The following is a 13,889-nucleotide window of genomic DNA, read 5'->3' as shown; positions in this document are numbered from 1 at the left end:
TGCGACGGAGCAAACCAGCCCCGTCGCCCCCGCCCCCGCCCCTGCCGCTGCTCCTGACCCTGCTCCCCTTCCCAAGCCTGCTCCCGCGCCCTTACCCATCGCCGGCGACGTGGTGGACAGCTCCGGCGCGATCGTCGCAAGCGCCTACGAGAGCATCGCCTACAAGTTCGGCTTGCCCGAGGGCGTTGCGTACCGCTTCGGGCCGGCGGCCAGCAAGACCGGCGTCGGCACATTGCCCTTGCAAGCAGACGTGGGCGCGATCAACCACGGGCCAGGCAACGATCTCTACTACCAGCTCGGTGCGGAAAACAACGCCGCGTACAACTACTACGTGAGCATTCATGGCGCGGCGATCGGCACGCCCGCCAGCGGGAGCTCGTTGTCGAACGCGCTCGGATGGTTCCAGACGCAGGCGACCGACCGGGTGACGTTCATGCAACGCCCGCAGTTGTTGTGGCAAGACCGGCGACTGCTGCCGAGCGCGATCGATCAGTACTACGCCACGGGCGTGTTGTCGCCGAACGACCCGGCAGACCTGCCCATCGTCGAAGACCGCGGCGAGAACGCAGCGGACAGCCCCTCGACACGCCTCTCGCTGATAGCGACACAAGGCAGCCCGACAAAAGCGGCGACCATCTTCACGGTCGGCACGTACACCGCGCAGAACCGCGCCAGCGTCAAGCTCGCCCTCGGCAAGGTGCCGACCGCCATCTCCGTCACCGGCGGCGGCGAGTTCGCCTTCGTCACGGTGTGGGACACCCTCAACCGCAAGGGCCAGGTCGCCGTGATCTCGCTCGGCGGCAGCTGCCAGGGCTGCACGCTCAATGGTCCCAAGTACGACTGGTGGCACGACTGGATGGACATGGTGCATCCCGGCTTCTTCAACCAGGGCAACTACATCTTCATGAAGGTGCTCGGCTACGTCGATCTGCCTGCCAACATGAAGGCGCCGACCTCCATCAAGGTGACCACCGGCATGCACCCGTATGCGGCCGTCGTGTACACCGGCAGCGGTGGCTTGTCGGGCATGGCCAAGGAAGCCTCGCCCATGGCCAGCAACCGGGCCAAGCTGCTGCCCGGCGGCGAGTACTACGAGAAGTACGCCAAGGGCGGCGTGGCCGTGGTGGCTTCGAAGTCGGAGAAGACCGTGGCCTTCCTCGACCTCGGCCCGCTCTTCAAGTACACGAACGACATGTACCTGGGCGGCGCCGCGAGCAACCTGGAGACGCAGAACGTCGGCCTCGCCTCCACCCAGTGGCCTTACCTGCTCGCGGATCGTCCGCAGGCCACGCCGACGGTCATCAAGACGATCACGCTGGCCGACAAGCCGACGAGCGTGCTGACGACCTCGACCTACAACCACTGGAGCAAGGACGATCGGCGTCGCATGGCGCCGCCGAACGACATGTACTGGGAATCGAATCCGCACTACCCACGCGCATGGGTTGCCACCGAGAACGGCAAGGTGCACATGTACGCACTGGGGGCGTACGTGCAGGGGCCCAAGCCGGCGGCCGGCACGCCCGCCGAGATCGCGGAAGTCGGCGTCGTGACAGGCCTCGGCAGCAACATCACGCACCTGGCGGCGGCCAAGGACTACCCGAACCAGACGGATACCCTCAACACGATGCTGATCTTCACCGATCGGGCCAATCGGAAATGGGGCTGGGTGAAGTTCGCCGGCGACGGCAACAGCGGCACCATCCTGCGCACGATGGAAGACTCCCGCGTCGACCCGATCATGGTGACGATGTCCGACAACTACTCCACGCGGGGCAACATCGTCAGCGTGGCGAACTACAGCGGCCAGAGCATCGACAACTACCGCTTCGGCGACCTGATCTACCCGGACACCAACTTCTGTTCCGCGGCTGGTGCCTGCCCGACACTTGCGTCCAACGGCGAGTACGCCGGCAAGCTGGCCCTGCCCTTCAAGCCGTTCGCGGTCCACGCGTCGAACGTGCCGTGACGCGCTGAGCCAGTAGCCGTCAAAGACAGCAGCCGCCGATGCATGCGACGCATGCACCGGCGGCTGCACAACACATGGCCCGCCGTAGCGGGCCATGCGCGCTTAGAACGCGTGGCGGATGCCGAAGTCGTAGCCCGTGGAGCTGCGCGGCAGGCCTGCGCCGTAGCTCACGCCGCCGTAGCCCGTGGTGCTCGCGGAGACCAGGCTGCCCGTGTAGGCCGCGTCGTTCTTGTTGCTGACGCGAGCGACCGTCGCATAGAGCGCGGTGCGCTTCGACAGGTTGTGGACGTAGCCGATGGCCAGCTTGTTCACGCGCGGGTCGTCGCCGGTGAGACCGTAGGCGCCTTCGTTGTAGCGCACGGCGGAGTACGACGCGCGGATCAGGCCCGGGCCCACCGGCATGGTGGCGCCGAGCAGGTAGCCGTTGTAGCTGTCGTGGTAGGTGATGGCCGGGATCTCGAACTTGTTCTGCACGCTGGAGAGCTCGCCGAACAGCTTGACCATGCCGAAGTCATAGGAAGCGCCGAGGTTGACGGTCTGCACCTTGCGCGTCAGCGCGGTGGTGTCCACCGCGAGGTTCTGTCCCGCCGAGACCGCGACGTCGAGCGGGCCGTTCGCATAACCGAAGCGGCCACCGATGTAGCGGCCGGCATTGGTGTTGGCGGTGGTCGTGGTCGACGAGGTGCTGGTGTCGGTGTTCTCGTGGAAGCTGTACTGCAGCTGGCCGTAGAAGCCGCCGAGGTTCGGCGGCAGGAAGTAGCCGATCGCGTTGCTGGCGCGCACGTAGTTGGCGTTGTCGATGCCGGCGCTTCCGCTCACGGTGTTGATCACGTTGGCACCCGAGCCGTTGGTGCCGAAGGGATCGAAGACCGTGTCGTTCCAGAAGGTGGGCGTGTAGTCGCGGCCCAGGCGCAGTTCACCGAAGCCGCCGGAGAGGCTGACGGTGGAGCGGCGGTTGAAGGTCGAGACACCGGTCGCGCCGTCGTCGTTGGTGATCGGCGCTTCGAGCCAGAAGCTGGCAGCCAGGCCACCGCCCAGGTCTTCCGTGCCGCGGAAGCCGAGGCGGCTGGAGTTGTAGCCCGAGTTGGCGAGGCTCCATTTGCTCTGCGTGACGCTGACGCCGGTCGCGGCATTGCGCGAGGTGGCGGATTGATAGGCCACGCCCGCATCGACCACACCGAACAGGGTAACGGACGATTGAGCGGCTGCCAGGCCGGTCGCGGCCAGAGCGGCGATCACGGTCAGTGATTTTTTCATTCAGGGTTCTCCGGTTTCAAGCGATCCTTGCGCGGCGACGGACCATGGCCCGATTGCCATGCCGAAGCCGCTCAAGGTGTCATGTCGCCGCTCTTCATCAAGCAGCTGAGGGCATGGTCTCGTTCAAGTCCGGAGGAATCTGGTAGTTGCGGCCCGGCGCGCATGAAGTGTTGCTTGCATGCAGCACACGCTGTCTCGCGAAGGCGCAAGCCGATGAGCCGCATCCTGCTGGTGCAGGAAAGGCTGGACGCCGCCCTGGCGCTGCTCGACGAACTGCAGCGCGCCGGCCACGAGGTCGAGCCGGTCGAGGACGGCGCCGCGGCCCTGCATCGCATGCTGACCTCGCCGCCCGAACTCACCCTGCTCGGCAGCGGATTCGTTACGGCGTCGGCTTCGTGTGGGATGCGCCGGCGAGCGCCGATCATTGAGCGGCGGCACCTGCGACGGCGCAGCGCCTATTCGGCCCACACCACGGCCCCGCTCCACGCGGTGGCCAGCACCACGATGCCGAAGGCGATGCGGTACCAGGCGAAGGGCACGAAGCTGTGGCTGCTGATGTACTTCAGCAGCCAGCGCACGCACAGCCACGCGCTCGCGAAAGAGAAGACGAGACCGACCGCGAACATCGGCAGGTCCGCCGCCGACAGCAGCGCCCGCTCCTTGTAGAGGCTGTAGGCGCCCGCGCCGATCAGCGTCGGGATGGCGAGGAAGAAAGAGAAGTCCGTCGCCGCCTTGCGCGACAGGCCCAGCAGCATGCCGCCGATGATGGTCGCGCCGCTGCGGCTGGTGCCCGGGATCATCGCGAAGCACTGCACCAGGCCGACCTTGAGCGCGTCCCACGGCGTCATGTCGTCCACGTGCTCCACACGCACCGCGCCGGGCGGGCGCTTCTCGGCCCAGAGGATGATGAAGCCGCCGATGATGAAGGTGCTGGCGACCACCACCGCGGTGAACAGGTGCGCCTTGATCAGCTTGCCGAACAGCAGCCCCAGCACCACCGCGGGCAGGAAGCCGATGAGCACGTTGAGCACCAGGCGCTGCGCCTTGTGCTGCCGCGGCAGCGCCACCAGGGTGGAATGGATCTTCTGCCAGTAGACGATGATCACGGCGAGGATGGCGCCGGTCTGGATCGCGATGTCGAAGACCTTGGCCTTGTCGTCGTCGAAGCCCAGCAGCGAACCGGCCAGGATCAGGTGGCCGGTCGACGAGATGGGCAGGAACTCGGTCAGTCCCTCGACGATGCCCATGATGGCGGCCTTGGCCAGCAAAACGATATCCACGCGCGCTCCTTTTTCAAGAGCGCCGATTATCGCGAGGAGGCCGGTCAGCTTCCGTTCAGCACGCCTTGCTCTACCAACGCACCCTGAGGCCTACGGAACCGTTGAGCTGCGACTTCACGCGGGTGTCTCCACCTGATGCCCACAGCTTGCCCACTTCACCGTAGAGGCTGGTCGATTCGCTCAGGCGCAGCGTGAAGCCTGCGGCCAGCTCGGTGGAGGTGCTGCCCGTGCTGCTGGCGATGGCCGTGCTGGCAGCTGGATTGATGAAGCGGGTGCTGTCGTTGCCGCCCGAGGCGCGGTACAGGTTCACTCGCGCATAGGGCTGCAGCCGGCCTGCACTCGTGGCGATGTCGCCCTTCACGCGCACGCCCACGCGGGCGACCCAGTTGCCGTCACGCTCCTGGCGCACGCGCGCGCCGGTGATGTCTACGTCGTCGAGGTCCAGGCGCTGATGCACCAGCTGGGCCTGCGGCTGGATCTGCCAGCCCTCGCCGAGCGCGAAGGACTGGCCGATCTCCAGCGAGGCGCTCAGGCTGCTGCCCTTGCCCTTGGTGCGCAGAGTGGTCTGCGGCTTGACCTCGTAGCTGTGGCGCCCGGCCTGCAGCACGGCATCGGCGTAGAAGCCGCTGTCGCTGCTGTAGGTGGCGTAGCCGCCCAGGTACTGGCTGCGCAGGTCGTTGCTGCCGACGGCCAGGTTGGCGATGCCGCGGGCGAAGCCCTTGACCTGGAGATCGCCGTCGAGTTGGCCGACGTAGAGGCCGGCGCGCCAGTTGGGGGGCGGTCCACAGGTCGGTGCCGGCCTGCAAGCCGCTCAGGCGGCCATCGCTGTGCGGGCTGACGGTGCCGCTTTGCTGGATGTTCAAGCGGGTGCTGAGGACGCGGCCCCAGGCACGGCGCTCGCCAGTGGGGGGCGTTGTTGCGCTGCCTTGAGCGCCGGCAGCCATCTTCACATCGTCGTCGCCGATGCGCTGGTGCAGGTTGCCAAGCATCGCGAGGTTGCCCTGGCGCAGCTGCTCGGGCAGGGCTGCGAAAAGAGGGACTTCGGCACGGTAGGTGGGCACCTGGATGGGGGCTGCTGCTGGAGCCGGCGGTGGGGAAGGTGGAACCGCGGGTGCTGGAGGCTCCCCGGGCGCCGGCGGGGCTGGGGGTGTCGGGGGTGCGGGCGGGGCCGGCGGGATGATGGTGCTGGTGGAGCGCAGGTACCAGTTCTCTCCGGCACCGGCGGCATCGCCGGCCTGCAGGCGGTATTCGTAGGCCCCTGCATCCACATGGCCGCCCTGCAGGGCGAAGGCATCCTTGGTGCTCTGCGCGGTGGTGGTGGCGCCGTTGAGGGCGCTCACGAGCTCGATGCCGTTGCCGGTGGTGAGCGCCCCCAGTCCGCCGAGGTTGACGACCTGCACGGTGGTGCGGCCGCTGGCGACGGCACTCGGCCCGCTGAGGACAAGCCGGTCGCTCGCGCTGGCGCTGTCGCCCAGGAAGGTGCCCAGGCGCAGGAGGCCGTTGTTGCCCACGTAGGGGCCGGTGACGGTGAGGGTGGTGCCAGGAGTAGCGCCGATGAGCGAGACGGTGCCGGCGTTGGTGAGGCCCGCCACGTTCTGGCTGAAGCCGGCAAGGTCGAGCGTGGCACCCGCGGCGACGCTGTGTGCGGAAGCCGGACTGAAGGTGTTGGGCACACCAGCACGCAAGGTGCCCTCGGTGACTGCAGTGGCGCCGGTGTAGGTGTTGGCGCCCGAGAGGATGAGGGTGCCGCTTCCGATCTTGCTGAGGTCGCCAGGCCCGGTGATGGCGCCCGTCAGAGTCGCAGTGAAGGGGCCGGTGTCGACGATGGGATCGACGGCATCGGTGAAGGCAATGGCGTTGTCCAGGGTGAGCCCATCGGCGGCGAAGCGCAGCGTGGTGCCTTCATGCATGGCGAGCTCGCCAGTGCCCAGAGCGCGGTTGTTGCGCACGGCGACACGGCCCTCCTTGAGGTCGGTGCCGCCGCTGTAGCTGTTCTCGCCACTGAGCGTCAGGGTGCCGGCACCGGTCTTGGTCAGGACGCCGGCCCCGTCGACAGCCCCCTGCTGCGTCAGCATCGTTTCCGCAAGGGTGTCGATCGCACCGCCCTGCGTGTCGAGCGTGATGGCACGGTTCATCGTGATGTCGGCAGTGGTCTTCAGAGCCCCGCCGTTGAAGACGAGGCGGCCGGCGGCATCGCCCAGGTGGGCGTTGTCGGATACGGAGACCGCGCCCGCATTGAAAACCGTGCCGCCGGTGTAGTTGTTGAAGCCCATCAATATCAGCGTCCCTGCGCCGGTTTTGGTGAGGGCACCCGCGCCGCTGACGACGCCGCTCGCGGTGAGATCGACATCGGTCTGCAGAGTACCGCCGCCCGCGCCGAGGTTGACGCCGCGCGCGGTGGTGAAGGCACCGGTGGTGCGCAGGGTGCCGCCATCGAGGTTCAGCGGGCCTGCGGCTGCGCCCAGATTCTGATCTGCAGAGATCGACAGTGCACCCCCTGCGACGGTGGTGCCGCCTGCGTAGGTGTTGGTCCCGGTCAACGTCAGCGTGCCGGCGCCGGTCTTGGTCAAGGAGCCGCTGCCGGCGAGGGAGGTGGCAAGGCTTGCATCGCCGGACTGATCGATGAAGAGTGCGGCGTTGTTGGTGATGGCGCCGCTGCCGAAGCTGGCGGCGCTGCCGGTCACGGCGCCGGCGTTGATGGTGGTGCCGCCCGCGTACGTGTTCTCGCCTGTCAGGGTCAGCATGCCCGCACCGGTCTTGGTCAGGCCGCCCGCCCCGCCGATCACGCCTTGGTGCGTCAACGCCGTGCCCGCGAGCGTGTCGATCGTGCCGCCCTGCGCATCGAGCGTGGTGGCACGGTTCATCGTGATGTCGGCGGTGGTCTGCAGGGTGCCGCCGCCGAACGCGAGACCGCCTGCCGCATCGCCAAGGTTGGCATTGCTGGATACGGAGAGCACGCCCGCGTTGAGGCGCGTGCCGCCCCTGTAGCTGTTGTCGGCGGTCAGGAAGGTGGTGCCGGTGCCGGATTGAGTCAACCCGCCCGTGCCGCTGATCGAGTCGCCGAACGTCAGCGCGTTGGAGCGGTTGATGGCCAGCGTGCCGTTGGTGTCGATCGGCCCCGTGATCGAGCCGACCGTGCCGCCATTGCCGAGCTGAAACGTGCTGTCCGCCGCGATGGTCGTGCTCGCCGGGGCGAGGTCCCGGTCAATGATCCACGTTCCGCCGCCTTGGCCGACCAGCTTGCCGGCGAACTGGATGCCATCGGTCACCGCATTCGAAAGCAGTTGCTGGCCTGATCCATCCAGTATCAGGCTCGATGCGGTGTTGGTGCCGATGTCCAGATTGCCTTGCAGCGACGAGCCGGTAAACAGCGTCGCCGTGTTGACGAAGCCCGTGCGATTGGGATCGAACACTACGCGCCCGACCAAGGCGCCCTTGTTGATAAGCGTCGCGTCACCGCCATCGATGTAGACGGAGGCCGCCCTGATGGAGAAAGGAAGGTCTTGGCTCCGGATCGTCGAATTGACATCATTGACCACAGTGCCGCCGTTGAGCATGAGGACGCCCACGAGCGCGCCCGTGATGGTTCCACCAGCTTCGTTGACGACTGTGACAGGGCCACCCTGCACACCGATGCCATTGCCTCCTTGGATCAGGCCGCCGGTATTGGTGACAGCCCCGGCCCCACCCTCCAGCGTCACGCCAGCACCATCTCCGATGATGGTCCCGGTCGCGGAGTTGTTGACTGTGCCGCCACGCACCGCAACCGCGACACCTGGCCCGGCGGGATTGCTCGCCGTGATCGCACCGGAATTGTTGAGCGTGCCCTGATTGCTGACGAACACCGCGTTGTCGATATGGACGCCAGCATCGACCTGAAGCGTAGCATTCCGATTGGCGCTGTTGTCGACCGTGATGTCTCCGGAGCCCGCCGCGCCCGTCGTTGCGAGCTCGAGCGTACCGCCGGCAACGGTGGTGCCACCGCTGTAGGTGTTGGTCCCCGTCAGCGCCAGCGCGCCGGCACCGCTCTTGACCAGGGTACCGCTGCCGGTGATGGTGTTGGCGAAGGCGGCATTCACGGACTGATCGATCCGCAGCGCGGCGTTGTTGGCGATAGCGCCGCTGCCGAAGCTCGTGGCGCTGCCGGTCAGGGTGCCGCTGCTGATCGTGGTGCCGCCGCTGTAGGTGTTGATGCCCGAGAGCGTCTGGGTGCCGCTCGACAGCGTCACCCCGCCCGTACCGCCGATGACGCCGGCAAACGTTCCGTTCGCGTTGGACAGCGTCAGGGTCTGGGCTCCCAGGGTGACGCTGCCGTTGCCCGCCAGGCTCGTGAGCGTGGCACCGTTGAGGGTGCCGCTGATGTCCAGGTTGCCATTGGCAATGACAGCGCTCGATGCAGCGATGCTGCCCGCGCCGCTCAGCGCCAGCGTCCCCTCGCTGATGTTGGTGGTGCCGGTGTACGTGCTGTCCCCGGTGAGCGTCAACGTGCCGTCGCCGATCTTGGTCAGCGACCCCGCTCCGCTGATCGTGCCGGCATACACGGCGGACACGGCGCTGTTGGCGTTGCCGCTGCCTTGATCGAAGGTGACGCCCGGGTTGCCGGCAGGCGACGCGGGTGCGAAGTTGATGTGGCCGGCGAAGGTGTTCGCATCGCCTTGCAGCGTGCCGTCTTCGATCGACCAGTGCTGGCCGGCGCTGCCGTTGCCCGTGAGCCGCCAGGTGCTCGCGCCGGTCTTGGCAAAGTGCGCAAAGCCCACGTACTGCGTGCCGGCGTACGAGGCCGGCAAGGTGCCCACGATGTTGGAAACATTGAAGGCGGCCGATGGGCTCGCATCGCCGCCGAGCACCAGCGCGTCACCGCCATAGGCCGCCGGCCTGCTGACCACATTGCCAATGAAGGCATAGCCGGCCTGCAGGGTGAGCGTGTTGTTGCCACCGGACAGCTCGACGGCGTTCGCGCGCGTCGCGCCGCCATTGCCGCTCAGGCCACCGCTGATGGTGCCGGCGTTGGTGATGCTCACATTGCCGGTTGCCACGACACCGGCACCTCCAACGCCAGGGAGAAGGCGAGGGTTAGGCGGGACATTCGGGTTGTAGCTGGTCGACGAGCCCCCCACGCCGCCCTGGATCGTGCCTGCGTTCAGTACGGTGCCACCGGATGTGAGCAAGACACCAGCGCCGCCGTTGCCGCCAACGAGAGAATTGCTTCTTGAATAGTTGCCCGCGCCGCCCGCGCCTCCGGCAATGACGCCGGTGTTGTCGATCCCGCCGCCTCCGGTGAGTGCAATGCCCATGCCGCCGTCGCCGCCGGTGTCTTCGCCCAGGTTGCCCCCTGCGGATTGCCCCCCTTTTCCCCCTGACACGGAACCACTGTTCGAAAAGCTGATTGCGTCTGTGAACAAGGCCCCGCCGCCACCGGCGCCACCGCCGCCGCTGCCCGCGTATTGCCCGACGCTGCCAGAGAAGCGCATGCCCCCGCGGCCGCCGCTCCCACCGTCACCACCTTCGATCTGCGACGAGTTGCCTGCAAGGCCAGCGCCCGAGAGGACCAGGCCAAACCCACCGCCGCCGCCACCACCACCGCCGCCGCCGCCTTCGACATCTCCGTCTCCGCCCTGCGCGCCGTTCTGGCCTGCCCCACCGATCAGCGGGACGGTGTTGATCCCTTGGGTCGTGCTGGCGACGCTTCCGCCGCTACCGCCCTGCCCGCCCGCGCCCGTCACGTGTTCGCCATGCCCGCCCGTGCCGCCTTTGCCTCCGACACCGGTCGACAAGCTGACACCGCCACCGCCACCGCCACCGCCACCGTCGCCGCTGAGATCGCTCGATCCAGTCGATCCATCTGGAACAGCCGACGAACCGCCGGCGGCGACCCCGTCGCGGCCCCCTCCCTCGCCCCCTTCGAGGCCCAGGGACTGGGCCTGCACCTGCGTCGTTGTCGCGGCGCTCAGGGCCAGCACGACGATGCAAGCCCTCGCGATGCGCGAAGCGCTGTTGCTGCATTTGCCTCGCGCGCGGGCGTTCTCGGGAGCAGCCACCCAGGCGCCCAGCGCGGGGTTCCAAAGACTGCGATACGTTCTGTTCATGGGCGGTCCCGGGTCGTTCTCGGGCCATCCGTGCGACATGCACGTGGTGGGCAAGGCCGCCTGCGTAGCGACCAATGGCTCCGACCACGCGCCGGGAGCTCAGGCCGCAGTTTGTAGAACCGAGGGGCTGGCGACCATGGAATGGTAGAAATGCCAGGGGGCGCAGTCAGGACAAAGCGAGAAAAAGCGAGAATTCATCCGCAACCCGGCATGCCCGTCCGCGGATCGGCATGCGCACATGGATCGAGGAGCCGACGCCTGTTATGAATGCCTTGTCAGGCGCGTGCGCAAGGCTCTCACCGCGCTGTCGACTGTGGTCAGCACCGGCAACCCGGAAGCCGCCTCGCAGGCTGCACGGGCGCGTGCCATGCTGAACTGGGCAAGCGCAATGCGGGTACAGCCCTTGTCGCGTAGGGCACGGGCTTGCACCGCGATGCGCTCATCGTGCGTCCGGGTGTCGCCCGCGTTGAGCGCGTCGAGCGCCCCTTCGGCCAGCGCGAGTTCGAGCTCGACGCCGGCCGGAAATTCCGGCGGCATGGATTCGAGCGTCGGCCCGAAGGTGGCAATCAGCCCGAGCTTGCCGGCGCCGGCCGCCGCCTCCGCGATCATGGCCTCGTTGGGCTTGAGCACCGGCATCCCCGCATGCCGCCGCGCCACCGCCTCGATGCACGGCCCGAAGGCCGAGCAGGTGAAGAGAATGCCTTGCGCGCCGGTGTCGACGGCGTACTGCGCCAGCCGCTGAAAGCGCTCGTGCATCGCCGCGTCCAGCCCTCGCCCTTGGCGCGCCAGGTCGGCCGAGAGGCTGTCGTCGAGCAGGTTCATCCGCAGCGCCTCGGGCCAGTCGCGCTCGAAGGCGGCGTTGATGGGAGCCACCGAGTGAGCGAGCGCATGGATCAGGGCGATGCGGGTCATGAATGAAGCTCCGGGCTCAGATACCCTTCGACGACGGATTGGCAAATCCCTCCTTCGTCTCGGCATTGAGCGGGTAGTTGATGTTGATGTTCTTGGGCGGGATCGGCGACATGAACCACTGGTTGTAGAGCTTCTCCATCTCGCCCGACTTCATCATGCCACCGACCACGCGGTCGACCAGCGCCTTCATCTGCGGATCGTCCTTGCGGAACATCAGCGCCTGGTTCTCGGTACGCAGGCTCTCGCCAGTGATGATGAAGTCCTTGGGGTTGCGCGCATTGGCCATCTGCCCGGCCAGCAGGATGTCGTCGAGCACGAAGGCCTGGGCGCGGCCGCTCTCCACCAGCAGGAAGGAGTCGGTGTGATCCTTGCCCGCGAGGTTGTTCACTTCCAGGTTGCGGCCCTTGTCGGCCTCGCGCAGCAGGCGGAAGGAGGTGGTGCCGGTGGTGGTGACCACCGTCTTGCCCTGCAGGTCAGCGATGCTCCTGATGCCCGAATCGGCCTTCACCAGCATGCGCACGTTGTAGCGGAAGATGTCCGGCGAGAAGGCCACCTGCTTCTGGCGCTCGACCAGGTTGGTGGTGGAGCCGCACTCGATGTCCACCGTGCCGTTGGTCACCAGCGGGATGCGGTTGGCCGAGGTCACGGCCTGCCAGCGGACCTCGATGGCCGGCATCTTCAGCTCGGCCTTCATCGCCTCGACGATGCGCTTGCAGATCTCGATGCTGTAGCCCACCGGCTTGAGATCGCTGTCGAGATACGAGAAGCCGAAGGAGGATTCGCGGTGCCCGATGGTGATGGCGCCGCTGGCCTTTACCTTGGCCAGCGTGCCGCCCTCCTGCGCGTGCGCCGCGCCCAGGGGCATCAGGGTGAAGGCGGCCGCGAAGACGGCGCCGGCGATCTGCAGGCGTGGGAAGACCATGGAAAACTCCTCGAGGGTGGTTAGGAATTCGTGATGGCGGCGCGCACGACGGCGTCGACGGACGCGGCCAGCCGCGTCGCGATTTCGCGCAGGTCGTCGCGGCTCGCGATGAAGGGCGGCGCGAGCAGCACGTGGTCACCCAGCTTGCCGTCGACCGTGCCGCCGAAGGGGTAGCACAGCAGGCCCTGGGCCATGGCTTCCTTCTTGATCTGCACGTGCAGGTTCAACGCCGGGTCGAAGGGCGCCTTGCTCGCGCGGTCGGCCACCAGCTCCACGCCCCAGAAGAAGCCGCGGCCGCGGATGTCGCCCACGTTGGGATGCGCGCCCAGCGCCTCGCGCAGCATGGCGCCGAAGGCCTCGCCGTCGCTGCGCACCTTGGCCAGCAGGCCGTCGCGGTGGATCACCCGCTGCACCGCCAGCGCGGCGGCGCAGGCCACGGGGTGCCCCAGGTAGGTGTGCCCGTGCTGGAAGAAGCCGCTGCCCTGCGACATCGCCTCGACGATCCTCCCCTGCGCCAGCACTGCGCCGATCGGCTGGTAGCCGCCCCCCAGGCCCTTGGCGATGGTGACCAGGTCGGGCACCACGCCCTCCTGCTCGCAGGCGTAGAGCGTGCCGGTGCGGCCCATGCCGCACATCACCTCGTCGAGGATCAGCAGCACGCCGTAGCGGTCGCAGACCTCGCGCACCGCCTTGAAGTAGCCCGGCACCGGCGTCAGCACGCCGGCCGTGGCGCCGCCCACCGTTTCGGCCACGAAGGCGATCACGCTGTCGGGGCCCTGCCCCAGGATCGCGGCCTCGAGCTCGTCGGCGAGGCGCCGGCCGTACTGCTCGGGCATTTCCCCGGCACGCTGCTCGCGGTAGGGATAGCAGGGCGAGACATGCGTGGCCGGCACGAGGATGGGCGCGAAGGGCGCGCGCCGCCAGGCGTTGCCGCCCACGGCCAGCGCGCCCAGCGTATTGCCGTGGTAGCTCTGGCGTCGGGCGATGAAGTGGGTGCGCTGCGGCTGGCCGAGCTCGACGAAGTACTGCCGCGCCATCTTGAGCGCCGACTCCACCGCCTCCGAGCCGCCGCTCACCAAATACACGTGGCTCATACCCGCAGGCGCGGTGCGGATCAGCTCGTCGGCCAGCTGCTCGGCCGGCTCGCTGGTGAAGAAGCTGGTGTGGGCGTAGGGCAGCTTGTCGATCTGCGCGTGCATCGCGGCGATCACGTCCGGATGGCCGTGGCCCAGCGAGGACACCGCGGCGCCGCCCGAGGCGTCGAGGTACTCGCGGCCCTCCGCGTCGCGCAAGGTCATGCCGCTGGCGGCGACGGCGAGCCTGGGCGTGTGGCGGAGATGGCGATGGAAGACGTGCGTCATGGCCTGAACAGTATGGAACTAATGTGTTGCTGGAATTATTGTTTGGAACATTTGTTCCGTCAACAGAATCATGCAACAGCCGCTGTTCCATCCGGTACATTC

The 13,889-nt window shown here is 67.6% G+C and carries 6 protein-coding genes and 2 pseudogenes; 1 reads left to right on the top strand and 7 read right to left on the bottom strand.

The genetic code is table 11. The annotated features are described in order from the left end of the window. A partial coding sequence (locus AC3A6X_RS26115) for a hypothetical protein (protein WP_487844903.1) occupies window positions 1–1,969 on the top strand: 1,969 nt, incomplete at its 5' end. Window positions 1,970–2,071: 102 nt separating this feature from the next. Here AC3A6X_RS26115 and AC3A6X_RS26110 read toward each other — a convergent pair. From AC3A6X_RS26110 to AC3A6X_RS26080, 7 genes and pseudogenes are all read right to left on the bottom strand, one after another. Beyond that, window positions 2,072–3,226, bottom strand: coding sequence for a porin (locus AC3A6X_RS26110; RefSeq protein ID WP_487844902.1), 1,155 nt, complete (start codon window positions 3,224–3,226; stop codon window positions 2,072–2,074). 455 nt (window positions 3,227–3,681) lie between these two features. Further along, the gene (locus tag AC3A6X_RS26105) at window positions 3,682–4,506 is read right to left on the bottom strand and encodes an undecaprenyl-diphosphate phosphatase (protein ID WP_106561362.1); all 825 of its coding nucleotides are present in this window, start codon (window positions 4,504–4,506) and stop codon (window positions 3,682–3,684) included. Window positions 4,507–4,576: 70 nt separating this feature from the next. Beyond that, window positions 4,577–6,797: pseudogene (locus tag AC3A6X_RS26100) on the bottom strand (autotransporter family protein); the annotation flags it as partial. A 231-nt stretch (window positions 6,798–7,028) separates the two neighbouring features. After that, window positions 7,029–10,592: pseudogene (locus tag AC3A6X_RS26095) on the bottom strand (autotransporter-associated beta strand repeat-containing protein); the annotation flags it as partial. Between the two features lie 261 nt (window positions 10,593–10,853). Then, a complete protein-coding gene (locus AC3A6X_RS26090) occupies window positions 10,854–11,504 on the bottom strand; it encodes an aspartate/glutamate racemase family protein (protein WP_487844901.1) in 651 nt (216 codons plus the stop codon). 16 nt (window positions 11,505–11,520) lie between these two features. Next, a complete protein-coding gene (locus tag AC3A6X_RS26085; protein WP_487844900.1) occupies window positions 11,521–12,426 on the bottom strand; it encodes a transporter substrate-binding domain-containing protein in 906 nt (301 codons plus the stop codon). A 20-nt stretch (window positions 12,427–12,446) separates the two neighbouring features. After that, window positions 12,447–13,787, bottom strand: coding sequence for an aspartate aminotransferase family protein (locus AC3A6X_RS26080; RefSeq protein WP_487844899.1), 1,341 nt, complete (start codon window positions 13,785–13,787; stop codon window positions 12,447–12,449). Window positions 13,788–13,889 lie beyond the last annotated feature (102 nt).

Source organism: Variovorax sp. Soil_C_12 (genome assembly GCF_057657375.1).
Note: the sequence above shows the minus strand (reverse complement) of the source record. Positions and strands in the feature narration are given on the sequence as shown.

Bases quoted from the DNA above. Each gene is read 5' to 3' on its own strand.
- AC3A6X_RS26110 (WP_487844902.1), bottom strand. From the start codon at position 3,226: ATGAAAAAATCACTGACCGTGATCGCCGCTCTGGCCGCGACCGGCCTG.
- AC3A6X_RS26090 (WP_487844901.1), bottom strand. From the start codon at position 11,504: ATGACCCGCATCGCCCTGATCCATGCGCTCGCTCACTCGGTGGCTCCC.
- AC3A6X_RS26085 (WP_487844900.1), bottom strand. From the start codon at position 12,426: ATGGTCTTCCCACGCCTGCAGATCGCCGGCGCCGTCTTCGCGGCCGCC.
- AC3A6X_RS26080 (WP_487844899.1), bottom strand. From the start codon at position 13,787: ATGACGCACGTCTTCCATCGCCATCTCCGCCACACGCCCAGGCTCGCC.